Origin of the sequence: Bacillus taeanensis (assembly GCF_003318295.1) — a bacterium.
In the GTDB taxonomy this organism is placed as follows: domain Bacteria; phylum Bacillota; class Bacilli; order Bacillales; family UBA6769; genus Maribacillus; species Maribacillus taeanensis.
Genome location: NZ_QOCW01000003.1, coordinates 222,175 through 249,153, shown reverse-complemented (window position 1 = coordinate 249,153; position 26,979 = coordinate 222,175). Strand labels below are relative to the sequence as shown.

Sequence of the window (26,979 nt, the reverse complement as noted above, 5' to 3'; positions counted from 1 at the left end):
GGTAGCTATGTGTGGAAGGGATAAGTGCTGAAAGCATCTAAGCATGAAGCCCCCCTCAAGATGAGATTTCCCATAGCGTCAAGCTAGTAAGATCCCTCAAAGATGATGAGGTTGATAGGTCTGGGGTAGAAGCGTGGCAACACGTGGAGCTGACAGATACTAATCGATCGAGGGCTTAACCTAAATCAAAAGCGGAATAAGCCCGTTTAGACCGATAGGATATTTAATCGCTCACCAAGAAGTCGCTTTTTGACTTCGTAGGAGAGAGAAAATAGCCGTACGGTTTGGCTTATGAAGCTGGATGTCATTGGAAAGTCGTTGTTATCTAGTTTTGAGAGAATAACTCAATAAAATTCAGGAAGTTCTACTAAAAGCGTTCACGTCCTGTGAACAACGTAGAACGACTAACATCCTGTAAGTCTAGTGGCGATAGCGAAGAGGTCACACCCGTTCCCATGCCGAACACGGAAGTTAAGCTCTTCAGCGCCGATGGTAGTTGGGGGCTCTCCCCCTGTGAGAGTAGGACGCTGCTGGGCAATTTTAAAACTCCTTGAAGAATTTTTCTTCAAGGAGTTTTTTTGTGGTTAATAAATTTAAAAATAAAAAACACCTTATAATTCCATTAGCATACATTTATCTAAAGACAAATTGTATGCCAATATATCTATAAATTTATATATGAGGCTTTATTTTTTCTTCTTTAATTCCGTTGGCTGATCATGATTTTGGATTGGAATTCTTTTTTGTGGTGTTTCACTCATTAAGCGATGAAGGTGAATAATGAGTAAGCCTTTTTTATAAGAAGCATCAATAGGCTTTTCGCGTACAGGAAAGGGGAGGTTAATAGAACGTTCAAACGATCCTTGAAAGATTTCTTCATTTAAAGGTCGAAATCTTGAAAATTTAAGACTGTTATGCCCTCGTACAATTAACTGCTGGTATTCTACATATAACTCAACGTTTTTTACATCTCGTAATCCGGGAAGATTAATTACACAAAGAACTTCATTTCCAGCTTCATATACATTCACAGTTGGCTCTTGTTTATTTCCTAATAGCTGCTCCATATTGAAATTTTTCCAAAAATTATCTCCCATAAATTGATCCATCATCTGCTTCCATTGATTCATTTTATTCCAACTGTCCAACATGATCACCTCATTTCCTTGTTTTATCCTATTCATTTTTTACAGCGATTGTGCGAATCCTATAAGTAATTAGAAAAGAGAGTTGTTAAGTATGTTGAAAAGAAACTAAAGAAAAAGGTTAGTACAATATCTATGCTGTTGTTATAATTGGTTGTGTGAAAATTAGCAATGTTTATTAATTCAGCTTTATAATGAAAAGATATGCTTGTATGTTAGTGGAGGTGAGCGTGAACGTATGGCTTCTAAAAGGAAACAATTTGAAGTGAAGGAAAATGAGACCATTGAGCAATGCTTAAAACGAATGGATGATGAAGGCTATCGACCAGTAAAGCGTACAGAAAAGCCTGTTTTTAAAGAAACAAAAAAAGGAGCAAATCCTGAATATTATCGTCAGGCAATTATTTTTGAAGGCGTTTTAAAGTAAAAAACGAACATTATATTAAAAGAGGATTTAATTGTTCGATTTTTTGTTGACAGAAACCTTTAATTGTTGTTACTATGTAAGAGCGATAGTGATAGCAATACCTCATATATGTTTAGGGATATGGCCTAGACGTTTCTACCCGGTAACCATAAATTACTGGACTATGAAGGGAAGCTGTTCGGTTTAAACAAGATATTGTTTAAATACGGATCCTTTGACATCCCAGGATGATGGCTTTCTCTTGTAGAGGAATATAAACCATCCCTGGGATTTTTTGTTAGAATAATAATTGGAAAAGAACGGATAAATAATAATTTCTATATAGGAAAGGAGCCCTTTGATGAAACCGTTAGTTGGCGTCATTATGGGAAGTACATCTGATTGGGAAACAATGAAGCATGCTTGCGATGTGTTGGATGAACTAAATATTTCATACGAAAAAAAGGTTGTTTCTGCTCATCGTACACCTGATTTAATGTTTGAGTATGCAGAAAAAGCGAGAGAACGAGGCTTAAAAGTTATTATTGCAGGAGCTGGCGGCGCTGCTCACCTTCCAGGAATGGTTGCTGCAAAAACAACACTTCCAGTTATTGGTGTTCCTGTCCAATCAAAAGCCTTAAACGGACTTGATTCGTTATTATCTATTGTTCAAATGCCTGGTGGTGTGCCGGTAGCAACCGTAGCAATTGGTAAAGCTGGTGCAACAAATGCAGGTCTTCTTGCTGCGCAAGTTTTAAGCACACAATTTGATGAAGTTGCGGACAAGCTTGAAACACGTCGCACTGAAACACGTGAGAAAGTTTTAGAAAGCAGTGATGAATTGTTATGACAAAACGCATTCTTCCTAGCGAGACAATTGGTATTTTAGGCGGTGGACAATTAGGACGGATGATGGCAATTGCTGCAAAAGAGATGGGGTATCGAATTGCAGTACTTGATCCGCAAACTGATTCACCATGTGGACAAGTTGCCGATAAAAAAGTGATTGCTTCCTATGATAGTTTAGAGGGTGCTAAGGAGCTTGTTGAGACAAGCAGTGTGATCACTTATGAATTTGAAAATATTGATAATGAAACAGCGACATGGATTGAAGAAAACGGCAATTTACCGCAGGGGAGTAAACTTCTTACCATTACACAAGATCGAAAGTTTGAAAAAGGAGCGATTAGTGAATTTGGCATTCCTGTTGCCCCTTATCGACTGATTGATAATAAAGAAGACTTAAACCAAGGCGTTCAGGAACTTGGTTTGCCGGCGGTATTAAAAACATGCCGCGGCGGCTATGACGGCAAAGGCCAAATTGTGATTAAAGAAGAGCAGGATATAAAAATGGCTTTAGAGCAGTTAGTAGGAAAAACAGACTGCATTCTAGAAAGCTGGGTTCCTTTTAAAAAAGAAATTTCAGTAATTGTAACAAGAAGTGTATCGGGCGAGACAACAACCTTCCCAGTTGCTGAAAATATCCACAAAGATAACATCCTGCATCAAACGATTGTACCGGCAAGAATCTCTAAAAACGTTGAGGAAAATGCAAAAGAAATTGCGATTCAGCTTGCAGATTCTTTAAACCTTGTTGGCACGCTTGCTGTTGAAATGTTTTTAACGGATGAGGATCACATTTTTGTAAATGAGTTAGCACCGCGTCCACATAATTCAGGACATTATACATTAGATGCTTGTGAAACGTCGCAGTTTCAACAGCATATTCGCTCTGTATGCAATTGGCCGCTTGGAAAAACGGATTTGTTGAAGCCTGTTGTCATGGTTAATATTTTAGGTGAACATCTAGAAGATGTCCTTCAAAAAATTGATCAATTTGATGATTGTAAGCTTCATTTATACGGAAAAGAAGAGGCAAAAGAAAAGCGTAAAATGGGTCATTTAAATGTGCTTGCACATTCTGTTGAAGAGGCATTAGCAAAAATTGAGGCTCTTAATATTTGGTAATCGCGAATGAAAGTTCCATTTTATAACGAAAAATAGGAATACTAACAGCAGTACAAATGAAAGATAATAGGAGGAACGATCAGAATGATTGAACGTTACACAAGACCAGAAATGGGCGCGATATGGACAGAAGAAAATCGTTTTAAAGCTTGGCTTGAAGTTGAAATTTTAGCATGTGAAGCATGGGCGGAGTTAGGTGAAATTCCAAAAGAAGATGTAAAAAAGCTTCGTGAAAATGCGTCATTTGATATTAATCGTATTTATGAGATTGAGCAGGAAACACGTCATGATGTAGTTGCATTTACACGTGCCGTTTCAGAAACACTTGGTGAAGAACGCAAATGGGTGCATTACGGGTTAACATCAACAGACGTTGTTGATACAGCAAATGGCTATCTGTTAAAACAAGCAAACGATATTTTACTAAAAGATATTGAAAAATTCGTTGAAATTCTAAAAAACAAAGCACAAGACCATAAACATACCGTAATGATGGGCCGTACGCACGGTGTTCACGCTGAGCCAACAACATTCGGTTTAAAGCTTGCACTTTGGTACGAAGAAATGAAGCGTAACCTTGAGCGCTTTAAAACAGCTGCTGAAGGTGTTCAATTCGGGAAAATTTCTGGTGCGGTTGGAACGTATGCAAACATTGATCCTTTTGTTGAAAAGTATGTGTGTGAAAACTTAGGAACAAGTCCGGCTCCAATTTCAACACAAACATTACAGCGTGATCGTCATGCCGACTATATGGCTGCATTAGCACTTGTAGCAACATCAATTGAAAAGTTTGCAGTTGAAATTCGCGGTCTGCAAAAATCTGAAACTCGCGAAGTAGAAGAATTTTTTGCAAAAGGTCAAAAAGGATCTTCGGCAATGCCGCATAAGCGTAACCCAATTGGTTCTGAAAACATGACAGGTCTTGCGCGTGTTATTCGCGGTTATATGTTAACAGCTTATGAAAATGTACCACTTTGGCATGAGCGTGATATTTCTCATTCATCTGCAGAGCGCGTGATCTTACCGGATGCGACGATTGCGTTAAACTACATGTTAAATCGTTTCGGAAACATCGTGAAAAACTTAACGGTATTCCCTGAAAATATGAAACGCAATATGACGAGAACATACGGATTAATTTACTCACAGCGTGTTCTTCTCACATTAATTGATAAAGGGATGTCACGTGAAGAAGCGTATGACCTTGTGCAGCCGAAAACAATGGAAGCTTGGGAAAAAGGCATTCAGTTCCGTGAACTGATTGAAGCGGAGCCGAGAATTACAGAAAAACTTTCAAAAGAAGAAATTGATGATTGCTTTGATTACAACTATCACTTAAAAAATGTTGATATGATTTTTGAACGTCTTGGTTTGTAAGATTTTCTTACTGAAAACCGGCTTTTGAAATAAAACCACCTGTTGGAGGGGAAAAAATGGAAAAGCAAGCTCTACTTTACGAAGGAAAAGCGAAGAAAATTTATCAAACAGATGAACAAGAAACGCTTTGGGTCGAGTATAAAGACAGTGCCACAGCATTTAACGGGGAAAAGAAAGCAACGATTACTGGAAAAGGAAAACTGAATAATGAAATTACGTCGTTATTGTTTGACAAGCTGAAGCAAGCAGGCATTGACAACCATTTCATTGAAAAGATTTCTGATACAGAACAGCTCATTAAAGCAGTAACAATTATTCCGATTGAAGTGGTTGTCAGAAACATTGCAGCCGGCAGTCTTGCAAAACGCCTCGGACTTGAAGAAGGTGTACCTTTAAAAGAGACAATTGTTGAATGGTATTACAAACGCGACGATCTTGGTGATCCATTCATTAATGATGATCATATTCGTATTTTAGAGCTTGCTACCCAACAACAGTTGAGCGATATGAAAGAAATTGGTCTGAAAGTAAATGATGTTTTAACGAAGCACTTTGAAAGCTTGGAACTTCGCTTAGTAGATTTTAAATTAGAATTCGGTGTAACAGCGGATGGAGAGCTTCTTTTATCAGATGAAATTTCTCCTGATACGTGCCGATTATGGGATATTCATACAAATGAAAAGTTTGATAAAGATGTGTTTCGTCGTGACTTAGGTGATTTAACAGCAGCTTATGAAGAAATTTTAAAACGATTAGGGGGATCTTCATGTACAAAGTAAAAGTTTACGTTACGTTAAAGGAAAGTGTTCTTGATCCACAAGGAAGTGCAGTAAAAGGTTCATTACACAGCTTAGATTACAGCGAAGTTGAGGATATTCGTATCGGTAAATATATGGAGCTTTCACTTCAAAAGGGAGACTACGATGTTGAAGCGCGTGTAAAAGAAATTTGTAATAAGTTTTTAGCAAATCCAGTAATTGAAGATTACACGTATGAAATCGAGGAGGTCGTATCTCAGTGAAGTTCGCGGTAATCGTTTTTCCGGGTTCGAATTGTGATGTGGACATGTACCATGCTATTGCAGATGAACTAGGCGAAGAAGTAGAGTACGTGTGGCACGACGAAACAGATCTTGATCGCTTTGATGCGATTTTGCTTCCAGGTGGATTTTCTTACGGTGACTATTTAAGAAGCGGTGCGCTTGCACAATTCTCAAATGTAATTAAAGAAGTGAAGAAAGCTGCTGAAGCAGGAAAACCGGTATTAGGCGTATGTAATGGTTTCCAAGTGCTTCTTGAAGCAGGATTGCTTCCTGGTGCGATGAAGCGAAATCAAGGATTGAAGTTCATTTGCCGCCCTGTACAGTTAAAGGTAGCAAATGCTAATACGCTGTTCTCATCTGCTTATGAAGAAGGCGAGTTAATTACAATCCCAATCGCACATGGTGAAGGAAATTACTATTGTGATGAAGAGACGCTCGCACAGCTTAAAGAAAATAATCGTATCGTATTTGAATATAACGAAAATCCAAACGGCTCTGTCGTAGACATTGCTGGAATTATGAATGAAAAAGGAAATGTATTAGGGATGATGCCGCACCCTGAGCGCGCAGTGGATGCACTGCTTGGCAGCAGCGACGGTTTAAAATTGTTCCAATCGATTTTGAAAAATTGGAGGGAATCCCATGTCTTATCTTGAACCAACACCAGAACAAATTAAAGCAGAAAAAGTATACCGTGAAATGGGCTTAACCGACGAGGAGTTTGCGATGGTCGAAAACATTCTCGGTCGCCTTCCAAACTATACAGAAACAGGGTTATTTTCTGTTATGTGGTCGGAGCACTGCAGCTATAAAAACTCAAAGCCTGTCTTAAGAAAGTTTCCAGTTGAAGGAGAGCACGTTCTTCAAGGACCTGGTGAAGGTGCTGGAATTGTTGATATTGGTGATAATCAAGCGGTTGTATTTAAAATCGAAAGCCATAACCACCCATCAGCAATTGAGCCTTATCAAGGTGCTGCAACAGGTGTAGGCGGTATTATTCGTGACGTTTTCTCAATGGGTGCACGTCCAATTGCCCTTTTAAATTCACTTCGTTTTGGTGAATTAGACGATCCAAAAGTAAAGTATTTATTTGAACAAGTTGTTGCCGGTATTGCGGGTTATGGAAACTGTATCGGAATTCCAACGGTTGGCGGCGAAGTACAGTTTGATAACTGCTATAAAGGAAATCCACTTGTAAATGCAATGTGTGTCGGTCTTATTAACCATGACGATATTCAAAAAGGAATTGCAGCAGGTGAAGGAAACTCTGTGATGTATGTAGGGGCAACAACAGGTCGTGACGGAATTCACGGGGCAACATTTGCATCTGAGGAATTAACAGATGAGTCTGAAGAAGATCGTCCGGCAGTACAGGTTGGCGACCCATTCATGGAAAAACTTCTTTTAGAAGCGTGTCTTGAATTAATCAAATGCGATGCATTAGTTGGTATTCAAGATATGGGTGCGGCCGGTCTTACGTCTTCTGCCAGTGAGATGGCAAGTAAAGCAGGCATGGGACTTGAAATGGATCTTGACAAAGTGCCTCAGCGTGAGAAAAACATGACACCATACGAAATGATGCTGTCTGAATCACAAGAGCGTATGCTTATTGTTGTTAAAAAAGGCCGTGAACATGAAATTAAAGAAATTTTTGATAAATGGGATTTAAATGCTGTTACAGTTGGTAAAGTAATTAAAGAAAAAGTATTCCGTCTCTACCATAAAGGCGAAATTGCAGCAGAAGTACCGGTTGATTCATTAGCAGAAGATGCACCGGTTTATCATAAGCCATCAAAAGTTCCGGCATACTATGAGGAGTTCCAAAAACAAGAAGGAACTGTACCAGAAGTAGCTGACGTAAAAGAAACATTCTTAAAGCTGTTAAGTCAGCCGACGATTGCGAGTAAAGAATGGGTATATGATCAATATGACTATATGGTTCGTACAAATACTGTTGTATCTCCTGGATCTGATGCGGCCGTTGTTCGTATTCGCGGCACGAAGAAGGCTCTTGCGATGACAACAGACTGTAATTCTCGTTATTTATACCTTGACCCGGAAGTAGGCGGTCAAATCGCTGTAGCAGAAGCTGCTAGAAACATTGTATGTTCTGGTGCAAAGCCACTTGCGATTACGGATAACTTAAACTTCGGTAATCCGGAAAAACCAGAAATTTTCTGGCAAATTGAAAAATCAGCAGACGGTATTAGTGAAGCATGCCGTACATTAAATACACCCGTTATCGGTGGAAATGTATCGCTTTACAATGAGACAAACGGTGTTGCGATTTATCCAACACCAGTAATCGGTATGGTTGGATTAGTAGAAGATGTAGAACATATTACAACACAATCATTCAAATCAGCAGGAGACCTTGTTTATGTAATTGGTGAAACAAATCCTGAGTTTGGTGGAAGTGAACTGCAAAAGCTCGTTCACGGTGAAATCTTTGGAAAAGCTCCGGCACTAAATTTAGAAGTAGAAGCAAAAAGACAAGAAGCGCTTCTTGAAGCGATTCGTCAAGGTGTCATTTCATCAGCACACGATGTTGCTGAAGGGGGCTTAAGCATCGCGCTTGCAGAATCAGTAATGAGCGGCGAAATTGGCGCGAAAGTTACATTAACAGGTGAAGAAGTAACAGCACTGTTTAGTGAATCACAATCTCGTTTCCTTGTATCTGTGAAAAAGGAAAACAAAGAAACATTTGAAAAGCTTGTTGATGCTGTACTAATTGGTGAAGTAACCGAAGATACAGGTCTTGTGATTGAAAATGAATCGGGTGACGTTATTCTTAAAGCAACACAAGCTGAAATGAAATCAGCTTGGAAAGGAGCTATCCCATGCTTGCTGAAATCAAAGGCTTAAATGAAGAGTGTGGAATATTTGGCGTTTGGAATCATCCAGATGCCGCCCAAGTAACATACTACGGCCTCCACAGTTTGCAGCACCGCGGACAAGAAGGAACGGGTATTGTTACAACAGACGGCGAAGCACAACATATTCATAAAGGTCTAGGCCTCGTAACAGAGGTGTTCGGTCAAGATGTACTGAAAAATTTAAAAGGGCAGGGCGCAATTGGTCATGTTCGCTATTCAACAGCGGGCGGAGGCGGCTATGCAAACGTACAGCCCCTTCATTTCCGTTCTGCAAAAGGCGGACTTGCGCTTGCACATAATGGTAACTTAGTAAATGCTAATGCTCTAAAGCATCAATTAGAAGCGCAGGGAAGTATTTTTCAGTCAACTTCTGATACAGAAGTACTTGCTCATTTAATTAAAAGAAGCGGTTTTCAACGTTTAGAAGATCAAGTGAAAAATGCCCTTTCCATGCTTAAAGGCGCGTTTGCGTTTTTAATTATGACGGAAACAGAACTAATGGTAGCGCAGGATCCAAATGGTCTTCGTCCGCTCTCAATTGGCCGCCTTGGTGATGGGTACGTATTCGCAAGTGAAACATGTGCGTTTGATGTTGTTGGTGCAACCTTTGAAAGAGATGTAGAACCAGGAGAAATGCTTATTGTTAATAAAGACGGCATACGTTCAGAGCGTTTTTCAACGGGAACAAAACGTGCAATGTGCAGTATGGAATACATTTATTTCTCTCGCCCGGACAGCAATATTGATGGTGTGAATGTTCATACAGCTCGTAAAAATCTAGGAAAAGCTCTTGCATTCGAAGCACCTATTGATGCGGATGTTGTAACGGGTGTACCGGATTCAAGTATTTCTTCTGCAATCGGTTATGCTGAAGCATCAGGCATTCCTTATGAGCTTGGTATGATTAAAAACCGCTATGTCGGCAGAACGTTTATCCAACCTTCGCAGGAACTTCGCGAGCAGGGTGTAAAAATGAAACTTTCTCCTGTAAGGGGGGTTGTTGAAGGCAAACGTGTTGTCATGGTCGATGATTCCATTGTACGTGGGACAACAAGTCGTCGTATTGTGCAAATGCTTCGTGAAGCAGGTGCAACTGAAGTTCATGTGCGAATTAGTTCGCCGCCTATTAAAAACCCTTGCTTTTACGGCATTGATACATCCTCAACAGAAGAGCTCATTGCCTCAACGAAATCTGTTGAAGAAATTCGTGAAATCATTGGTGCTGATTCTTTAGCATTTTTAAGTCCAGAAGGGATGGTTAAAGGAATCGGCCGTCCATTTGATGATGAAAACCGCGGTCAATGTTTAGCATGTTTTACTGGAACATATCCGACCGAAATTTATCCAGATACGATGCATCCATACGAAAAAGTTTAAACAGAGCGGTTACGATTACAAGTATTATGAATGTTATATACTAACTAACTGTACAAGGGAGCGTGTCAATTGAAGGTGATGCAGCTCCTTTGTATTTGCAATCATAGGGAGGGCCAAAGTATGGCAGAAGCATATAAAAGTGCAGGCGTAGATATCGAAGCAGGTTACGAAGCAGTAGAACGCATGAAAAAACATATTGCAAAAACAAATCGTGTAGGGGCAATGGGCGCACTGGGCGGTTTTGGCGGTATGTTTGATTTATCTGTTCTTAACTATAAAGAACCTGTGCTTATTTCCGGAACAGACGGTGTTGGAACAAAGCTAATGCTTGCGTTTATGATGGATAAACACGATACAATCGGTGTTGACTGTGTGGCAATGTGTGTAAATGACATTATTGCTCAAGGTGCTGAACCGCTTTACTTTCTAGATTACATTGCGAGCGGGAAGTTAAATCCACTCAAAATTGAAGCAATTGTAAAAGGGGTAGCTGACGGATGTGAGCAGGCTGGCTGTGCATTAATTGGCGGTGAAACAGCGGAAATGCCTGATATGTACGGAGAAGATGAGTATGATTTAGCTGGATTTGCAGTCGGGGCTGCTGAAAAATCAAAGCTTATTCAATCAGAAAATGTAAAAGCCGGCGATGTTTTAATTGGGCTTGGTTCAAATGGACTGCACAGCAACGGCTTTTCACTTGTTCGTAAAGTGTTGTTAAAAGATGCGAAACTTGATCTTAACGAAAGCTATTCACTCGAGCGTCCGCTTGGTGAAGAATTACTTGTGCCAACACGTATTTATGTAAAGCCGGTTCTTGAAGTATTGAAGAAATACGATATTCACGGGATTGCACATATTACAGGCGGCGGATTTCATGAAAATATTCCACGGATGCTTCCTGAAGGTTTAGGAGTTGAAGTAATCAACGGTTCATGGGACATTCCTGCAATTTTTGAACTGCTTGAAGAAGTAGGAAACATTAAACGTGAAGAAATGTTTACAACGTTCAATATGGGACTCGGTATGGTTCTTGCTGTTTCTGCGGAAAACGCTGAAAATATCGTGAAAATTCTTGCAGAAGCTGGCGAAAAGGCATCAATCATTGGACGTGTCACAGAAGGAGAAGGCGTAACTTTTACAGGCGGTGACGTAAAATGAGTAAAATCGCAATCTTTGCTTCAGGAAGCGGCAGCAATTTTCAAGCATTGATTGACGCGGCAGCAGATAAACAGTTAAAAACAGAAATTGTGCTGCTTGTTTGCGATAAGCCTGAAGCAAAAGCGGTTGAGCGTGCTGAACAATCTGGTATTCCAACCTTTGTTTTTTCGCCAAAAAACTATGAAACAAAGGAAGCGTTCGAAGAAGAGATCGTACAAAATTTAAGAGAAAAAGAAGTCGATTTTGTCATTCTTGCCGGCTATATGCGTCTCATCGGTTCAACGCTTTTAAAAGCGTATGAAGGAAAAATTGTGAATATTCATCCATCACTTTTACCGGCTTTTCCTGGTAAAGATGCGGTCGGCCAAGCATTAGCTGCCGGCGTGAAAGTATCTGGTGTGACCATTCATTATGTTGATGAAGGAATGGATACGGGCCCTATTATTGCGCAGGAGGCAGTGACGGTAACGGAAGAGGATACACACGAAAGTTTGCAGGCAAAAATTCAAGCGGTCGAACATCGTTTATATCCGAAAACAATTAACAAGATTTTAACAACAAAGTGCTACAGTTAGAGCAGAGGGGGATTTTTTCATGGCAATTAAACGCGCGCTCGTGAGCGTATCGAATAAAGAAGGCATTGTAGAATTTGTCCAAGCGTTAACAGAGCTAGGTGTGGAAGTCATTTCAACAGGTGGAACAAAAAGTCAATTACAAGAAGCTGGAGTACCGGTAATTGGCATTTCTGATGTAACAGGCTTTCCGGAAATTTTAGACGGTCGTGTAAAAACACTTCATCCAAATATTCACGGTGGTTTACTCGCAATGCGTGATGTAGAAACACACCAACAGCAGTTAGAAGAGCATAACATTACACCGATTGATTTAGTTGTTGTTAATCTTTATCCATTTAAAGAAACAATCGCAAAGCCTGACGTAACGTTTGCTGATGCGATTGAAAACATTGATATCGGCGGACCGACAATGCTTCGTTCAGCTGCGAAAAACCATAAATTCGTAACGGTTGTTGTCGATCCTAGTGATTATGCGACAGTTGTTGAGCAGGTAAAAGAAACGAATGAAGTATCAGAAGAAACACGCCGTAAGCTTGCGGCAAAAGTGTTCCGTCATACAGCAGCATATGATTCGTTAATTTCTGAATACTTAACAGAGCAAGTTGGAGAAGAGTTCCCAGAATCTTATACTGTGACATATGAAAAAGTACAGGACCTTCGTTACGGTGAAAATCCTCACCAAAACGCAGCTTTTTATAAAAAGCCGCTTGGAGATAAGAGTTCAATTGCCGCGGCAAAACAAATAAACGGAAAAGAGCTTTCCTACAACAACATTCAAGATGCGAATGCTGCGCTTGATATCGTCAAAGAATTTACAGAGCCTGCTGTTGTAGCTGTAAAGCATATGAATCCATGTGGAGTTGGAACAAGTGAAACAATTGAAGAAGCGTATCAAAAAGCATATGAAGCGGATCCGGTTTCCATTTTCGGGGGAATTGTTGCTGCCAACCGTGAGATAGACCACGCGACAGCGTTAAAAATGAAAGAAATTTTCCTTGAAATTATTATTGCGCCTTCATTTACAGAAGAAGCACTTGAAGTTCTTACGCAAAAGAAAAACCTTCGTTTATTAACACTTCCAATTGATGAAGTAGATACACCGGAAAAACGTTTAACAGCAGTTCACGGTGGAGTGCTCGTTCAAGATGAAGACCGTTATACACTTGAAAATGCAGAAGTTACTGTACCAACAGACAGACAGCCGACTGATGAAGAGTGGGCAGCATTAAAGCTTGCGTGGAAAGTTGTGAAGCACGTGAAATCAAATGCGATCGTTTTAACGAAAAATGACCGCACAGTAGGAATTGGCGCAGGCCAAATGAACCGTGTTGGCGCAGCTGGTATTGCAATTGAACAAGCAGGTGAAGAAGCAAAAGGTGCGGTTATGGGATCTGATGCATTCTTCCCAATGAATGATACAGTTGAAGCAGCAGGTAAAGCGGGCGTAACAGCGATTATTCAGCCAGGTGGATCAATTCGTGATCAAGAGTCAATTGACAAAGCGAATGAGCTTGGAATTGCAATGGTCTTTACAGGAGTTCGCCACTTTAAACATTAATTCATTTTTAAAGACTGCTATGAAGGAGTGAGACTATGAACGTTCTTGTTATTGGTCGTGGAGGAAGAGAACATGCGCTTTGCTGGAAAATGGCGCAAAGCGAAAAAGTTCATACTGTTTACGCAGCACCTGGAAATCCGGGGATGCGTGACGTTGCAGCATTAGTTGATATTGATGAAGGTGATCACGATGCACTCGTTTCGTTTGCCAAAGAAAACAATATTGGCTTAACATTTGTTGGTCCAGAGCAGCCGCTTTTAGAAGGGGTTGTCAACCGCTTTGAAGAAGAAGGATTAACGGTATTTGGAGCGCGTAAAGAAGCTGCGATTATTGAAGGAAGTAAAACATTTGCAAAAGAATTAATGGAAAAATATGAAATTCCAACTGGAGCATACCGTTCCTTTACATCTTATGAAGACGCAAAAGCATATGTAGAAGAAAAAGGAGCGCCTATTGTAATTAAAGCAGATGGTTTAGCAGCTGGAAAAGGTGTGGCCGTTGCAATGACAGAAAAAGATGCGCTTGACAGCCTTTATGAAATGATGGAAGAAGCACGCTTTGGTGATGCAAGTAAGCAAGTCGTTATTGAAGAATTTTTAGAAGGGGAAGAATTTTCTTTAATGGCGTTTGTTCACGGTGAAAAAGTGTATCCAATGGTAATTTCACAGGACCATAAACGTGCTTTTGACAACGATGAAGGCCCTAATACAGGTGGAATGGGTGCGTATTCGCCTGTGCCGCAAATTTCTGAGGCGCAGGTAGCAACAGCTGTTGAAACAGTGTTAAAGCCTGCTGCAAAAGCAATGGTAAAAGAAGGCCGTTCGTTTACAGGTATTTTATATGCGGGCTTAATTTTAACAGCAGAAGGTCCAAAAGTTATTGAGTTTAACGCGCGTTTCGGAGATCCAGAAACACAAGTCGTCCTTCCGCGTTTAGAAAATGATCTTGTTTCTGTGTTATTATCGATTTTAAAGGATGAAGAAGTAACATTAACATGGACAGACGATGAAATTCTTGGCGTTGTTCTTGCATCTGGCGGTTATCCTGGTGATTATGAAAAAGGAAAGCCGATTGAAGGACTTGAGCTTATGAATGAGGATACACTCGTTTTCCATGCTGGTACAGACGAAAAGAATGGTCAATTTGTTACAAATGGCGGCCGTATTTTACTTGCAGCATGTAAACGAGAAACCCTTTTAGCAAGTAAAGAGGCCGTATACACTGAAATGGCGAAAATTAAATGTCCAGACGCTTTTTATCGAAAAGATATCGGCAGACGCGCTATTTCACACGTTTCCTCTTAATCCATATATAAGAGACTGCGATAATACTCCCAATCAATGTAATATAAATAAACGATGTATCTGTTAGAAATTCCATGTTATCAGCTCCTTATGAAGTAAAAGGTTGACTCTTTATTTTTGAGTCAACCCTTTTTATTGTTCTTTGTTGTTTGGTTTCAGCTGCTTTACGCATTTCTTACTAAGAAGGATTAATTACTGTTTCTTCTTGTTCATCTGTATCTTGATGTTTTTTAAAATTAACATTATTTTCAAACAGTGCTGTTAATGGACAGTAGCGTGTTAGTCCTTCGCCGACTTTCATGCCGCCAAGCATCGCATAAAGCAGAAAAGAATCACGCCAAGGCTTCCTGGCAAGGTTAGCGGTTGCCCAAGCAAGGACAGTAAAGCCGATTGTAATGCGGCACAGCGCATTGATGATGCCAATATTTGGTCTCATTATAAAAAACCCCTTTTCATTCATTTACTTTTTTTTCCCCTGCATTTTTATGAAAGATTTCCTTCATTTTTATTTCGTTAAAAGAAAAAAGTATGTTAGAATGAAACCAATCATAAATGTAAAGTGGGGGAAGAAGCATGCCCGAACAAACAATGCGATGGAATAAACTGCAGCTAAGAAATCAGTTAGCAGTTATTAAAGGTGAGATGGCCCCAACAAAATTGTTGAAAAATGCAACGTATTTAAATTTAGTATTAAAAAAATGGATGCATGCTCATATATGGATTTACGAAGATCGAATTGTCTATGTGGGTGATCAATTACCAGAGAAAACAGCAAAAGAAACTGTTGATTGTACGGGACAATATTTAGTACCTGGTTATATTGAGCCTCATGCACATCCATTTCAATTATATAATCCCCTTACATTAGCCCGATATGCATCGAGCAGGGGAACGACGACATTAGTAAATGATAATTTAATGTTGTTTTTACAATTACCAACAGAGAAAGCGCTTTCATTTATTGGAGAAGTAAATCATCTTCCTACGTCAAGTTATTGGTGGTGCCGTTATGATGGACAAACAGAATTTAATGAAGAAGAAAAAATTTTTACAAATAAAAAAATAAAGAAATGGCTGTCACATCCGCTTGTAATTCAAGGTGGGGAATTAACAAGTTGGCCTCAAGTATTAGCAGGCGATAATGAAATTCTTGATTGGATGCAGGAAACGATACAAAGTGGAAAGCAGATTGAAGGCCATCTTCCTGGTGCCTCCAGCAAAACACTTACACAGATGACGCTTTTAGGAGTGAATAGTGAACATGAAGCAATGACAGGTGAGGAAGCGGTGCGGCGTTTAGCGCTTGGTTATACAGCCTCACTTCGGCATTCATCAATTCGTCCTGATCTTCCTAAGCTGCTTTCTGAAATGAAAGAGTTAGGTGTGGAACATTTTGATCGTGTCATGCTCAATACCGATGGCTCAACACCTGCTTTTTACGAAGAAGGGATGCAGGATCGACTCGTTGAAATTGCTTTAGAACAAGGAATAGATGAATATAACGCTTATGCGATGGTAAGTTATAATGCCGCACGTCATTTTGGCATGGATGATATTCATGGATTAATTGCACCAGGACGTTTTGCGCATATTAATTTCTTACAAGATAAACGAAATCCTCGACCCTACTCTGTTCTTGCCAAAGGAGAATGGGTGCGTTACGAAGGGGAAAATGTAAATCCAGCAAATTCACTTTCTTTGGATAACTTTGGTTTTCAGCCGCTCGAGCTAGATTGGGAAGTAACGCTTGAGGATTTAACGTTTTCAGTGCCGGTTGGAATTGAAATGATTAACTCTGTTATCACAAAGCCTTATAATATTAATATTGAAACAAGTATCGATGTTCTTGAGGAAGAACATGATGAATCGTTTTTAATGCTCATTGATAAACATGGGAAGTGGCGTTTATGTACAGTCGTAAAAGGATTTGCAGATAAAGTTGCGGGATTTGCAAGCAGCTTTTCAAATACAGGTGATATTATTCTCATCGGCAAAAACAAGTACGATATGATTGCAGCTTTTCAGCGGTTAAAGGAAATAGGCGGAGGGATTGTTCTTGTAGAAAGCGGGGAAGTAGTGAGCGAAATTGTCCTTTCTCTAGCTGGTCTTATGTCTAAAGAGTCGATGGAAACATTAATTCAGCAGCAAAAAGAACTGCTCCAAAAGCTACGTGAACGAGGGTATCAATTTATTGATCCGATTTATAGTTTATTATTTTTTTCAGCTACACATTTACCCTATATCAGGATTACGCAAAGAGGAATTTTTGATGTGAAAAATAAAACAGTACTCTTTCCTGCGATTATGCGGTAAACTAGTAAAGAGAAGTTCTATGAAGCAGTAATAGAAAACCTTCAACAAAAGGCAGGAAATTTATGAAGAACCAGCACTATGTGAGAGCCGTTTTTTTGGTTATTCTCTTCATTTTTATAACAGCATGTCAAAACAAAGCAGAACAGGAAGCAGAAGAAAGCCAACGTTCTCCTGTAAAAGAAGAAGCGGTGATTGAAGAACATGCAGAAGAGCCGGTAGAGGAAGCGGCAGTCTATCATTTTACTTTACCATTAACAGGTGAAAAAACAAATGAACCAACCAATCACCGTCCGATAGCAGTGATGGTAAACAATCATCCAAAGGCACGGCCTCAGTCAGGTCTTCATAAAGCTGATGTCGTTTATGAAGTGTTAGCAGAAGGAGCGGTGACACGTTTTATTGCGATTTACCAAAGTGACATGCCGGAAATAATTGGACCTGTCCGCAGTGCGCGTAATTACTATATTGAATTAAGTAAAGGGTATGGTGCGTTTTATGCGGCACACGGGTATAGTCCAGAAGCATATGACATGTTAAAAGCAGGTGTTATTGATCATATAAACGGCATTACTTATGATGGTACGTTATTCACACGTGTATCGTTTCGCAAAGCTCCCCATAATTCCTATATTACGTATGAAAATCTTGTCAAAGGTGCGGAGTTAAAGGGATACAGCTTAGAAAAAGAAGTACATCCTCTTCCTTTTCAATCCGAAGAGCGTTTTAAAGCGGTTAATGGAGAGCTAGCAGAAAACGTAGAAATTGACTATTTAGGTCGCTACAATGTAAGCTATCATTACAATCCTAATACTTCAACATATTATCGCTTTAATGATAAAGAGCAGACAATTGATCGAGAATCAAAAACACCTGTTGAATTAAAAAATGTATTTATTATTGAAGCCGATCATCGTATTATAGATAATGCTGGCCGCCGTGAGATTAATTTAACATCCGGCGGAAAAGCCCTTCTTTTGCAAAATGGGGTGGTCCAACAGGTGGAATGGAAAAATGAAAATGGACGACTTCTTCCATTTTTAAATGGGCAAAAATTAAAGCTTTTACCAGGAGCCACTTGGATTAATATTATCCCTAGTGATCCAGGTATTACACAAAGTATTAACTATAACGGAATTTAAGGGGGAACAATTGTGCAGATTGAAAAATTACGCGGAAAAACGCTTGATCAATTATTTGAAGCGATTTTAACGTTAAAAGACTTAGATGAATGTTATCGTTTTTTTGATGATTTAGCTACAGTGAATGAAATCCAATCATTAGCACAGCGTCTTGAAGTAGCCCGCATGTTAAGAGACGGGTATACGTATCATAAAATTGAAACAGAAACAGGTGCAAGTACGGCAACGATTTCTCGTGTAAAACGCTGCCTGAATTATGGAAATGACGCTTACCAGCTCGCACTTGATCGAATTGCAGAGAGCAAATAAAAATAGAGAGCAAATTTTTGCTCTCTATTTTTATTTGTGTTTTCATTTGGTGTCCAGCTTCAGCGCCTACCCCCCTCGAGTCAAATAACCTTATGACTTAAAGGTACAAATCACCTTTTTGCCATAAGAACATTTGCTTATCGGGGGTGAACAAGGTGCTTACGCTTTTCTTAAGCAAAAGATGAGAGTAATCTTTATTTTTGATATAATCCTCTCTATGAGCGATGTTTTTTAGGAGGAAAGTTTATGTACGACTATAAAGAGTGGCGTCATGTTTTTAAAGTAGATCCGAATAAGGAAATTGAAGATAGTGTGCTTGAAGAAATTTGTGAATCCGGAACAGATGCGATTTTAGTTGGCGGCAGTGATGGGGTTACATTAGATAATACGATTAGTTTATTAGCGAGAATTCGCCGCTATACGGTTCCATGCGTTCTAGAAGTTTCCAATATTGAATCGATTACACCAGGATTTGATTTTTATTTTATTCCAACCGTACTGAATACAGATGACATGAAGTGGATGAAAGGTCTTCACCATGAGGCTGTTAAAGAGTACGGGGAAATTATGAATTGGGATGAAATTGTCATGGAAGGCTATTGTATATTAAATGAAGAAGCGAAAGCAGCAAAGCTAACAAGAGCGGATACTAATCTTGATCGTGATGATATACTCGCCTATGCGCGTATGGCTGAAAAAATGTTTAAGCTTCCTATTTTTTATTTAGAATACAGTGGCACGTACGGTGAGCCGGAGCTTGTAAGGGAAGTTTCGAGCGTGTTAGAAGAGGCACAGCTCTTTTACGGCGGCGGCATTTCGTCACAAGAGCAGGCGGAAGAAATGGCGAAATATGCAAAAACGATTGTAGTAGGCAATATTATTTATGAAGATGTGAAAGAAGCATTAAAAACTGTGAAAGCAGTAAAATAAACCATTGTTGTTGGACGAAAAATAAGCTACGATAATGATAGAACATATGTTTTGTAGGGGTGATAGTATGCAAAGAATGATTGAAAAATTACTAAGCGGGTTAAACCCAGAGCAGCGTGCAGCGGTTAAGCATACGGAAGGACCGCTTCTTTTAATGGCGGGTGCCGGAAGTGGAAAAACGCGTGTCTTAACACACCGGATTGCGTATTTAATGATGGAAAAAGAAGTCGCGCCGTGGAACATTTTAGCGATTACCTTCACTAACAAGGCCGCACGCGAGATGAAGGATCGTGTGGCAAACATGACAGGTCCTGTTGCGGAAGAAATTTGGATTTCAACCTTCCACTCGATGTGTGTGCGGATTTTACGTCGTGATATTGACCGTATTGGAGTGAACCGAAACTTTACGATTTTAGATGCTTCTGATCAGTTAACGGTCGTTAAACAAGTGATGAAGGAAAAAAATCTTGATACGAAAAAATTTGAGCCAAGAAGTATTCTTGGCTCGATCAGCGGCGCGAAAAATGAATTAAAAACAGCGAAAGATTATGCGGCAAGTCTTACGGATGGTTATGATCCATACAAAGAAGTGGTTCGTGATATTTACGTTGAGTATGAAAAGCGCCTTAAGAAAAACAGCGCCCTTGATTTTGACGATCTCATTATGACAACAATTCATTTATTCAAAGAAATTCCTGAAGTATTAGAGTTTTATCAGCGTAAATTTCAATATGTCCATGTTGATGAGTATCAAGATACGAACAGAGCGCAGTACATGCTTGTAAAAATGATTAGTGATCGCTTTAAAAATTTATGTGTTGTCGGTGATTCCGATCAGTCCATCTATCGCTGGCGCGGTGCCGATATTGCGAACATTTTATCGTTTGAAAAAGACTATCCGAACGCAACAACGATTTTGTTAGAGCAAAACTATCGCTCCACGAAGACAATTTTAGAAGCAGCGAACGTTGTGATTGAAAACAATGCCAATCGTAAGCCGAAAAAATTATGGACAGAAAATGATAAAGGAAAAAACATCGTTTATTATCAAGGCGATAATGAACATGATGAAGCATACTTTATTTCAGGGAAAATTCGTAAAGTGATCAATGATGGCAAAAGCTATAATGATGTGGCCGTTTTGTATCGGACAAACGCGCAATCTCGTGTGATTGAGGAAGTATTAATGAAATCGAACGTTCCTTATAACATTGTTGGCGGTACAAAGTTCTACGACCGTAAAGAAATTAAAGATATTTTAGCTTATTTACGCTTAATTGCAAATCCTGATGATGATATTAGTTTAGAACGTATTATTAATGTGCCAAAACGGGGTGTTGGCGGTACATCGGTTGATAAAATTCGTGAGTTTGCAGTCGCACAGGGCATTTCAATGATTGAAGCGATTCAAGAAGCAGAACAAATTGGTTTAAGCAAGCGTGCGACAAATGCGGTTCTTGATTTCAGCAATTTAATTATTAACTGGACAAGCATGCAGGAATATTTATCAGCAACAGAACTTGTTGAAGAAGTAATTGAAAAAACAGGCTATCGGCAAATGCTTGAAACCGAGAATACAATTGAAGCGCAGAGCCGTCTTGAAAACATTGAAGAATTTTTATCGGTTACAACAGAGTTTGAACGGGTTAGTGAAGATAAAAGTCTAGTAGCTTTCTTAACAGATTTAGCGCTCGTTGCAGACATTGACAAGTTGGATAATGAGAATGAAGAAAAACCAAGTGAAGCTGTCACACTTATGACACTGCATTCTGCGAAAGGTCTTGAGTTTCCAGTTGTCTTCTTAATTGGTATGGAAGAAGGAATCTTCCCCCATAACCGCGCTCTTTTTGAAGAAGAAGAAATGGAAGAAGAACGCCGTCTTGCGTATGTAGGAATTACGCGTGCGGAAGAAGAACTTTATTTAACAAATGCCAAAATGCGTACGATTTACGGACGTACAAATGCAAATCCTGCGTCACGTTTTATTAATGAAATTCCACAAGAGCTCATTGAAAATATGCTTCAAGAAAAAAGTATGCCGCGCGCAAATATTACGGGGCAAACCACTCGCCCAACTCGCCCGGCTGTGAAGCGTCCGCAGTTTAATAATACAGGCGGTGATAAGCTTGATTGGAGTGTTGGGGATAAAGCAAAACACGGCAAGTTTGGCATTGGTACGGTTGTAAGTATGAAAGGGACAGGAGATTCATTAGAGCTGGATATTGCCTTTCCACCGCCCGCTGGCATTAAGCGTCTATTGGCTAAATATGCTCCAATTGAAAAAGCATAGGGAAAAGAAAGCAATTGTAAAGGAGATAGAAAGATGAATCGTCAAGAAGCTGAAAATCGTATTGTAGAGCTCAGCAAGCTGCTTGAAAAGTACAATTATGAATATCATGTCCTTGATCAGCCAACAGTACCGGATGCCGAATATGATCGCCTTATGCAAATCCTTATTGAATTAGAAGAACAGTATCCAGAATTAAAGTTACAAAACTCACCGTCACAGCGAGTTGGCGGTGAGGCGCTTGAAGGCTTTGAAAAAGTAGAACACCGCATTCCAATGTTAAGCCTCAGCAATGCATTTAATGAGGAGGATTTAAAAGATTTTGACCGTCGTATTCGCGATCGCATCGGCGAAAACTTTTCCTATGTATGTGAACTAAAAATTGATGGATTAGCTGTATCGTTAACATATGAAAATGGTTTATTTGTCCGCGGTGCAACGCGTGGAGATGGAACGATAGGCGAAGATATTACAAATAACTTAAAAACCGTTCGTTCTATTCCCCTAAGCTTAACTGAAAGTGTAACAATTGAAGCGCGCGGTGAAGCGTTTATGCCGAAGTATTCGTTTGAAGCGCTAAATGAAGCAAAACGCGAAAGTGGAGAGGAACCATTCGCAAATCCAAGAAATGCTGCGGCAGGTTCCTTGCGTCAGCTTGATCCGAAAATCGCTGCAAAACGTAATTTAGATATTTTCTTATACGGCATTGGGCAATTACAAGGAAATACCGTTGCTTCCCATAGTGATGGGCTTGATTATTTAAAAAAACTAGGCTTTAAAACAAATAGAGAATGGCTTCGCTGTGAAAATATTGATAAGGTCATTGAATATATTGAGAGCTGGGTTGAGCGGCGTCCTAACTTGCCATATGAAATTGATGGGATCGTTGTGAAAGTGGATTCACTCACACATCAAGAGGAGCTTGGATTTACAGCAAAGAGTCCACGCTGGGCAATTGCTTATAAATTTCCGGCTGAAGAAGTGGTAACAAAGCTTATCGATATCGAATTAAGCGTAGGAAGAACAGGGGTTGTCACGCCTACTGCGATTCTTGAACCGGTAACAGTAGCTGGAACAACTGTTAAGCGCGCCTCGCTTCATAATGAAGACTTAATCCGTGAGAAAGATATAAAGCTTGGCGACTTTGTTGTGATTAAAAAAGCAGGCGACATTATTCCAGAAGTGATTAATGTGATTGAAGAAAAACGAACAGGTATAGAAGTAGAGTTTTATATGCCTGAAAGCTGTCCAGAGTGTGCAAGTAAACTAGAGCGAATTGAAGGAGAAGTAGCGCTTCGCTGTTTGAACCCAAAATGTCCAGCGCAAATTCGTGAAGGACTTATCCATTTTGTTTCACGAAATGCGATGAATATTGATGGACTCGGTGAAAAGGTGATTACACAGTTATTTAAAGAAGAACTTATTCATGATGTTGCCGATTTGTATAAACTTGAACGCGACCGTTTGCTTCAGCTTGAGCGAATGGGTGAGAAGTCTGTGGATAATTTGCTTCAGGCGATTGAATCCTCAAAGAATAATTCTTTAGAACGATTGCTTTTTGGACTTGGAATCCGGTATGTTGGTGCTAAAGCAGCAAAAACACTTGCTCAATCGTTTGAAACAGTGGATCAGTTAATGAAAGCAGATAAAGAACAGCTTGTTGCTATTGATGAAATAGGGGAGAAGATGGCTGATTCGATTTACCGTTATTTTGAAAAGCCTGAAGTAAAAGAGCTTATTCAAGAGCTTGATTCACTCGGTGTTAATCTCACTTACAAAGGTTCTAAACCTGATGCGGGCGCAGAAGTTGATTCTTATTTTGCAGGTAAAACAATTGTATTAACAGGTAAGCTTGAACAAATGTCCCGTAATGATGCAAAAGCAGCAATTGAAGCACTAGGGGGGAAAATTACGGGAAGTGTGAGTAAAAAAACAGATCTTGTTATTGCCGGAGCGGATGCCGGTTCAAAGCTTGATAAAGCAGAACAGCTTGGTATTGAAGTATGGAGTGAAGCTCAGCTTCAAGATCAATTAAACTAATTTTTTGGAATGGATGAGGAAGAAGGTTGTTTACATGTTAAAACGACTTGGAATTACAGCACTTACAAGTATGGTGTTGTTAAGCGGATGTTTATCGAATAAAGACAATGAAGAAACGGTTGTAAAAGAAGAAGAATCAAAACAAAAAGTGATTATCAGCCGCGAAATTAATACATCAGAGCGTTTTTACCGCAGTGTTTTACCGTTTGAACCAAGTGCAGCGCGCGGACTTATTGAAGCGGGTGTTGATAACCGCTTGGATATTGATGAACTTGAGACGGGTTTAATGCGCATTGCACAGGAAACATTTGATCCTGATAATTATTTTTTAAAAGAAGGGCAATTTTTAACGAAAGAAGAAGTTCAATCATGGATTGACCGAAGCTCTCCAAAAAATCAGGAAGGCTTAAATCAAGCTATTTCTGGGGATTTCGATTCTTTATCTGCTGATCAAAAACTAACTGCAGAAGAAAATAATCCAAAGTATTTATCCTATGTACTTGAACATAACTACCTGGTTCAAAAAGAGGAAGGAAAGGTTCAATTAGGAGGGATTGTAATCGCACTTTCGATGAACAATTCCTACTATTATCGAGTAGAAGATGACCAGGGACGCTTTCTGTTCGGCGATACAAAGCTTGATAAACAAAAAATTGAAGAAGAAGCCAAAAAAATGGGACAAGAAGTTGCCAATCGTTTACGGAAGAAAGAAGAACTAAGAGATGTTCCGATCGTAATTGCTTTGTATCAAGAAGCAGAGCGTGAATCGATCATTCCTGGTTATTTCTTTGCAAGTACAGTGGTTAATAAAGGACAATCAACAATTAAGGGTTGGGACGAAATCAATGAGCAGTATTACTTTTTCCCATCCAATCAAGCGTTAGAAGATCATCGCGATGATGCGGAAAAGTTTAATAATTTTAAGGCAAGAGTTGAGGAATTTTTCCCAAACTATGTAGGGGTAATCGGAAAAGGCTTTTATAAAAAAGGAGAACTGCAGAGTCTAACGATTGATATTCCGATGCAGTTTTATGGAAAAGCAGAAGTAGTTGCTTTTACTCAATATGTAACAGATTTAATTGATAAAAACTTCTTTCAAAAAGGTGCTTCTATTGAAGTAAACATTACGTCAATGAATCAACAAGAAAGCTTAATTGTAAAAGATCCAGATAAAGAAGAACCATACGTGCATATTTATCATTAAAAAGGTTGGTTTTCCAGCCTTTTTTCTTATGGAAAAAAATATATGAACTGTGAAATTCACCTGACATATATTTCATCATTTATGGGAAAACTTTATTAGGAACATATGGTAATTTTAATGATTAAGCGCTTTCGTAATAAAAAGTGTTAATTAATGTTCATAAATTTTTTTGAATAGATATAACTATATATTTAAGAAATCGCTTTCATTTGAGGTTTAATTGTATAAATATTCATTCGTAATTTAGAAATATTATTTTTTGAATGTTCTTACTTTTATATTTTGTTATGATTGTTATTGTGGTTAAGCCAAAAAAAAATTTGGTTTAATCTTTAAAAATTAAGGGTAAATGTATGCTTGTGTATAATGGAGGAGGTGGAATAATGGATCATGCAATTACTGGAGCAACATGGCTGTTATTTTTAGTTCCAATGCCGTTATTAATTGTTTTATCATTAATTACATTTTTTACTGAGAGGAGAGAATAGGCTAAATGGATGCTGCTACGTTAATAACATTTATTATTTATTTAGTTGGGATGCTTTTAATTGGAGTTATCTCATATCGATTAACAAGTGACTTATCTGATTATGTATTAGGGGGAAGACGTCTAGGTCCTGGAGTGGCCGCATTAAGTGCCGGTGCTTCAGATATGAGTAGTTGGCTTTTACTAGGACTGCCTGGTTATGCTTATGCTGCAGGGATGGATGCTTTATGGATTTGTGTAGGTTTAGCTGTAGGGGCGTATTTAAACTGGCAGTTTGTTGCGAAACGCCTTCGTACGTATACTGAGGTTGCAAATGACTCAATTACAGTACCGGATTTCTTTGAAAATCGTTTTAAAGATAATTCAAAAATCCTGCGTGTCATTTCAGCGCTTGTAACATTAATATTCTTTACATTCTATACATCATCAGGACTTGTTGGTGGTGCCTTACTGTTTGAAGAATCTTTCGGAATGACGTATACAACTTCGCTTTGGATTGGTGCTATTGTTATTATTTCTTATACATTCCTTGGCGGATTTTTAGCTGTAAGTTGGACAGACTTTATTCAAGGTATTTTAATGTTTTTAGCTCTTATTATTGTGCCAATTGTCGCAGTTAGTAAAGTTGGTGGTTGGAACGAAATGACTAATACTGTTGGAAGTATGGATGCTTCTTATTTAGATGCTTTTGATGCAGGAGGAGCAATCGCTGTAATTTCACTTCTTGCATGGGGCTTAGGTTATTTCGGACAGCCGCACATTATTACGCGTTTTATGGCGCTTCGTTCACCAAAAGATGTTCCAACAGCACGTTTAATCGGTATGGCGTGGATGGTTGTCGGGTTATTCGGTGCCATTTTAACGGGTCTTGCCGGTATTGCATATTTTGCGAATGATCCGCTTATTGCGGGTGATGTAGATAACAGTGAGAAAGTATTTATTTTCTTTACTGATGTTCTCTTTAATCCATGGGTATCTGGAATTTTACTTGCAGCGATTCTTTCTGCAATTATGAGTACAATTGACTCACAGCTGTTAGTATCATCAAGTGCTCTTGCTGAGGATTTTTATAAAGCGATCTTTCGCAAGAATGCAAGTCAAAAAGAACTTGTATGGGTTGGTCGAATCGGCGTATTAGCGATTGCGCTATTCGCGCTTATCTTAGCTCAAAACCCAGAAAGTTCTGTGCTTGAGCTTGTAAGTTATGCATGGGCTGGATTTGGTGCAGCATTTGGTCCAGTTATTATACTGAGCTTGTTCTGGAAACGTATGACACGTAATGGCGCACTAGTGGGAATGATTGTAGGGGCGATTACCGTTATTGTTTGGAAGCAAATTACTGGCGGTATTTTTGACCTTTATGAAATTTTACCAGGCTTTATTTTATGTACACTTGCAATTTTCATTGTAAGTATGGTGGATAAAGAGCCATCTAAAGAAATTCTTGCTGAATTTGAAGCTGCTCGTAAATAATTGAGCTCTTA

Annotated in this window: 24 protein-coding genes, 2 rRNA genes and 1 riboswitch; of the genes, 23 read left to right on the top strand and 3 right to left on the bottom strand. The window is 39.2% G+C overall.

Going from position 1 to position 26,979, the window contains the following annotated elements; all coding sequences use genetic code 11:
• Both DS031_RS05120 and rrf read left to right on the top strand, forming a co-directional pair.
• A 23S ribosomal RNA gene (locus DS031_RS05120) occupies positions 1 to 183 on the top strand; the annotation flags it as partial.
• A 236-nt stretch (positions 184 to 419) separates the two neighbouring features.
• Positions 420 to 536 (top strand): 5S ribosomal RNA (rrf, locus tag DS031_RS05115).
• 150 nt (positions 537 to 686) lie between these two features.
• Here the strand turns inward: rrf and DS031_RS05110 are convergent.
• Positions 687 to 1,148 (bottom strand): Hsp20/alpha crystallin family protein, encoded by a 462-nt coding sequence (locus DS031_RS05110; protein ID WP_181833021.1) that lies wholly within the window; start codon positions 1,146 to 1,148, stop codon positions 687 to 689.
• 235 nt (positions 1,149 to 1,383) lie between these two features.
• Here DS031_RS05110 and DS031_RS05105 point away from each other — a divergent pair, with 235 nt between their 5' ends.
• From DS031_RS05105 to purD, 13 genes are all read left to right on the top strand, one after another.
• A complete protein-coding gene (locus DS031_RS05105) occupies positions 1,384 to 1,572 on the top strand; it encodes an NETI motif-containing protein (protein WP_113804843.1) in 189 nt (62 codons plus the stop codon).
• Positions 1,573 to 1,654: 82 nt separating this feature from the next.
• A riboswitch (purine riboswitch) is annotated at positions 1,655 to 1,756 on the top strand.
• A gap of 156 nt (positions 1,757 to 1,912) precedes the next feature.
• Positions 1,913 to 2,401 (top strand): 5-(carboxyamino)imidazole ribonucleotide mutase, encoded by a 489-nt coding sequence (gene purE, locus DS031_RS05100; RefSeq protein ID WP_113804842.1) that lies wholly within the window; start codon positions 1,913 to 1,915, stop codon positions 2,399 to 2,401.
• Positions 2,398 to 3,519, top strand: coding sequence for a 5-(carboxyamino)imidazole ribonucleotide synthase (purK, locus tag DS031_RS05095; RefSeq protein ID WP_113804841.1), 1,122 nt, complete (start codon positions 2,398 to 2,400; stop codon positions 3,517 to 3,519). Before purE ends, purK begins: the two co-directional genes overlap by 4 nt.
• 84 nt (positions 3,520 to 3,603) lie before the next feature.
• On the top strand, positions 3,604 to 4,896 hold the full coding sequence (gene purB, locus DS031_RS05090; RefSeq protein ID WP_113804840.1) for an adenylosuccinate lyase: 1,293 nt from the start codon (positions 3,604 to 3,606) through the stop codon (positions 4,894 to 4,896).
• A gap of 56 nt (positions 4,897 to 4,952) precedes the next feature.
• Positions 4,953 to 5,675, top strand: a complete 723-nt coding sequence (purC, locus tag DS031_RS05085) for a phosphoribosylaminoimidazolesuccinocarboxamide synthase (RefSeq protein ID WP_113804839.1) — start codon at positions 4,953 to 4,955, stop codon at positions 5,673 to 5,675.
• Positions 5,663 to 5,917, top strand: coding sequence for a phosphoribosylformylglycinamidine synthase subunit PurS (gene purS, locus DS031_RS05080; protein ID WP_113804838.1), 255 nt, complete (start codon positions 5,663 to 5,665; stop codon positions 5,915 to 5,917). Before purC ends, purS begins: the two co-directional genes overlap by 13 nt.
• Positions 5,914 to 6,594 (top strand): phosphoribosylformylglycinamidine synthase subunit PurQ, encoded by a 681-nt coding sequence (purQ, locus tag DS031_RS05075; RefSeq protein WP_113804837.1) that lies wholly within the window; start codon positions 5,914 to 5,916, stop codon positions 6,592 to 6,594. Before purS ends, purQ begins: the two co-directional genes overlap by 4 nt.
• Positions 6,581 to 8,803, top strand: a complete 2,223-nt coding sequence (gene purL / locus DS031_RS05070) for a phosphoribosylformylglycinamidine synthase subunit PurL (RefSeq protein WP_113804836.1) — start codon at positions 6,581 to 6,583, stop codon at positions 8,801 to 8,803. The genes purQ and purL overlap by 14 nt, the downstream gene beginning before the upstream one ends.
• The gene (gene purF / locus DS031_RS05065) at positions 8,779 to 10,191 is read left to right on the top strand and encodes an amidophosphoribosyltransferase (protein WP_113804835.1); all 1,413 of its coding nucleotides are present in this window, start codon (positions 8,779 to 8,781) and stop codon (positions 10,189 to 10,191) included. Before purL ends, purF begins: the two co-directional genes overlap by 25 nt.
• Positions 10,192 to 10,311: 120 nt before the next feature.
• Positions 10,312 to 11,349, top strand: a complete 1,038-nt coding sequence (gene purM, locus DS031_RS05060) for a phosphoribosylformylglycinamidine cyclo-ligase (protein ID WP_113804834.1) — start codon at positions 10,312 to 10,314, stop codon at positions 11,347 to 11,349.
• The gene (gene purN / locus DS031_RS05055; RefSeq protein WP_113804833.1) at positions 11,346 to 11,924 is read left to right on the top strand and encodes a phosphoribosylglycinamide formyltransferase; all 579 of its coding nucleotides are present in this window, start codon (positions 11,346 to 11,348) and stop codon (positions 11,922 to 11,924) included. The genes purM and purN overlap by 4 nt, the downstream gene beginning before the upstream one ends.
• A gap of 19 nt (positions 11,925 to 11,943) precedes the next feature.
• A complete protein-coding gene (gene purH / locus DS031_RS05050; RefSeq protein WP_113804832.1) occupies positions 11,944 to 13,482 on the top strand; it encodes a bifunctional phosphoribosylaminoimidazolecarboxamide formyltransferase/IMP cyclohydrolase in 1,539 nt (512 codons plus the stop codon).
• 35 nt (positions 13,483 to 13,517) lie between these two features.
• The gene (gene purD / locus DS031_RS05045; RefSeq protein ID WP_113804831.1) at positions 13,518 to 14,786 is read left to right on the top strand and encodes a phosphoribosylamine--glycine ligase; all 1,269 of its coding nucleotides are present in this window, start codon (positions 13,518 to 13,520) and stop codon (positions 14,784 to 14,786) included.
• On the opposite strand, the gene DS031_RS24545 is transcribed toward purD, so the two are convergent.
• Positions 14,764 to 14,862 carry an EYxxD motif small membrane protein gene (locus tag DS031_RS24545; RefSeq protein WP_342767229.1) on the bottom strand — a complete coding sequence of 33 codons (99 nt, stop codon included), beginning with the start codon at positions 14,860 to 14,862 and terminating at the stop codon, positions 14,764 to 14,766. The genes purD and DS031_RS24545 overlap by 23 nt on opposite strands.
• Before the next feature lie 102 nt (positions 14,863 to 14,964).
• A complete protein-coding gene (locus tag DS031_RS05040; RefSeq protein WP_113804830.1) occupies positions 14,965 to 15,222 on the bottom strand; it encodes a YgaP family membrane protein in 258 nt (85 codons plus the stop codon).
• A gap of 137 nt (positions 15,223 to 15,359) precedes the next feature.
• On the opposite strand from DS031_RS05040, the gene DS031_RS05035 reads away from it, so the two are divergent.
• The 8 genes from DS031_RS05035 (at position 15,360) to putP (ending at position 26,968) form a co-directional block, all read left to right on the top strand.
• Entirely contained in the window at positions 15,360 to 17,099 is a 1,740-nt protein-coding gene (locus tag DS031_RS05035; RefSeq protein ID WP_113804829.1) for an adenine deaminase C-terminal domain-containing protein, read from the top strand.
• Positions 17,100 to 17,161: 62 nt separating this feature from the next.
• Positions 17,162 to 18,238, top strand: a complete 1,077-nt coding sequence (locus DS031_RS05030) for a DUF3048 domain-containing protein (protein WP_113804828.1) — start codon at positions 17,162 to 17,164, stop codon at positions 18,236 to 18,238.
• Between the two features lie 12 nt (positions 18,239 to 18,250).
• On the top strand, positions 18,251 to 18,547 hold the full coding sequence (locus DS031_RS05025) for a YerC/YecD family TrpR-related protein (RefSeq protein WP_113804827.1): 297 nt from the start codon (positions 18,251 to 18,253) through the stop codon (positions 18,545 to 18,547).
• A gap of 246 nt (positions 18,548 to 18,793) precedes the next feature.
• Positions 18,794 to 19,477 (top strand): heptaprenylglyceryl phosphate synthase, encoded by a 684-nt coding sequence (gene pcrB, locus DS031_RS05020; protein ID WP_113804826.1) that lies wholly within the window; start codon positions 18,794 to 18,796, stop codon positions 19,475 to 19,477.
• A 67-nt stretch (positions 19,478 to 19,544) separates the two neighbouring features.
• The gene (gene pcrA, locus DS031_RS05015; RefSeq protein WP_113804825.1) at positions 19,545 to 21,767 is read left to right on the top strand and encodes a DNA helicase PcrA; all 2,223 of its coding nucleotides are present in this window, start codon (positions 19,545 to 19,547) and stop codon (positions 21,765 to 21,767) included.
• A 33-nt stretch (positions 21,768 to 21,800) separates the two neighbouring features.
• The gene (ligA, locus tag DS031_RS05010) at positions 21,801 to 23,804 is read left to right on the top strand and encodes an NAD-dependent DNA ligase LigA (protein ID WP_113804824.1); all 2,004 of its coding nucleotides are present in this window, start codon (positions 21,801 to 21,803) and stop codon (positions 23,802 to 23,804) included.
• A 34-nt stretch (positions 23,805 to 23,838) separates the two neighbouring features.
• Positions 23,839 to 25,008, top strand: coding sequence for a CamS family sex pheromone protein (locus DS031_RS05005; protein ID WP_181833020.1), 1,170 nt, complete (start codon positions 23,839 to 23,841; stop codon positions 25,006 to 25,008).
• 493 nt (positions 25,009 to 25,501) lie between these two features.
• Positions 25,502 to 26,968, top strand: a complete 1,467-nt coding sequence (gene putP / locus DS031_RS05000; protein ID WP_113804822.1) for a sodium/proline symporter PutP — start codon at positions 25,502 to 25,504, stop codon at positions 26,966 to 26,968.
• Positions 26,969 to 26,979 lie beyond the last annotated feature (11 nt).

What these genes read in the sequence shown, in the direction of transcription:
- DS031_RS05030 (WP_113804828.1), top strand. Translation starts at nt 17,162, where the DNA reads ATGAAGAACCAGCACTATGTGAGAGCCGTTTTTTTGGTTATTCTCTTC.
- DS031_RS05035 (WP_113804829.1), top strand. Translation starts at nt 15,360, where the DNA reads ATGCCCGAACAAACAATGCGATGGAATAAACTGCAGCTAAGAAATCAG.
- ligA (WP_113804824.1), top strand. Translation starts at nt 21,801, where the DNA reads ATGAATCGTCAAGAAGCTGAAAATCGTATTGTAGAGCTCAGCAAGCTG.
- purL (WP_113804836.1), top strand. Translation starts at nt 6,581, where the DNA reads ATGTCTTATCTTGAACCAACACCAGAACAAATTAAAGCAGAAAAAGTA.
- DS031_RS05005 (WP_181833020.1), top strand. Translation starts at nt 23,839, where the DNA reads ATGTTAAAACGACTTGGAATTACAGCACTTACAAGTATGGTGTTGTTA.
- putP (WP_113804822.1), top strand. Translation starts at nt 25,502, where the DNA reads ATGGATGCTGCTACGTTAATAACATTTATTATTTATTTAGTTGGGATG.
- pcrB (WP_113804826.1), top strand. Translation starts at nt 18,794, where the DNA reads ATGTACGACTATAAAGAGTGGCGTCATGTTTTTAAAGTAGATCCGAAT.
- purF (WP_113804835.1), top strand. Translation starts at nt 8,779, where the DNA reads ATGCTTGCTGAAATCAAAGGCTTAAATGAAGAGTGTGGAATATTTGGC.
- purM (WP_113804834.1), top strand. Translation starts at nt 10,312, where the DNA reads ATGGCAGAAGCATATAAAAGTGCAGGCGTAGATATCGAAGCAGGTTAC.
- purH (WP_113804832.1), top strand. Translation starts at nt 11,944, where the DNA reads ATGGCAATTAAACGCGCGCTCGTGAGCGTATCGAATAAAGAAGGCATT.
- DS031_RS24545 (WP_342767229.1), bottom strand. Translation starts at nt 14,862, where the DNA reads ATGGAATTTCTAACAGATACATCGTTTATTTATATTACATTGATTGGG.
- pcrA (WP_113804825.1), top strand. Translation starts at nt 19,545, where the DNA reads ATGCAAAGAATGATTGAAAAATTACTAAGCGGGTTAAACCCAGAGCAG.
- DS031_RS05105 (WP_113804843.1), top strand. Translation starts at nt 1,384, where the DNA reads ATGGCTTCTAAAAGGAAACAATTTGAAGTGAAGGAAAATGAGACCATT.
- purB (WP_113804840.1), top strand. Translation starts at nt 3,604, where the DNA reads ATGATTGAACGTTACACAAGACCAGAAATGGGCGCGATATGGACAGAA.
- purK (WP_113804841.1), top strand. Translation starts at nt 2,398, where the DNA reads ATGACAAAACGCATTCTTCCTAGCGAGACAATTGGTATTTTAGGCGGT.
- purN (WP_113804833.1), top strand. Translation starts at nt 11,346, where the DNA reads ATGAGTAAAATCGCAATCTTTGCTTCAGGAAGCGGCAGCAATTTTCAA.
- DS031_RS05040 (WP_113804830.1), bottom strand. Translation starts at nt 15,222, where the DNA reads ATGAGACCAAATATTGGCATCATCAATGCGCTGTGCCGCATTACAATC.
- purD (WP_113804831.1), top strand. Translation starts at nt 13,518, where the DNA reads ATGAACGTTCTTGTTATTGGTCGTGGAGGAAGAGAACATGCGCTTTGC.
- purS (WP_113804838.1), top strand. Translation starts at nt 5,663, where the DNA reads ATGTACAAAGTAAAAGTTTACGTTACGTTAAAGGAAAGTGTTCTTGAT.
- purC (WP_113804839.1), top strand. Translation starts at nt 4,953, where the DNA reads ATGGAAAAGCAAGCTCTACTTTACGAAGGAAAAGCGAAGAAAATTTAT.
- purE (WP_113804842.1), top strand. Translation starts at nt 1,913, where the DNA reads ATGAAACCGTTAGTTGGCGTCATTATGGGAAGTACATCTGATTGGGAA.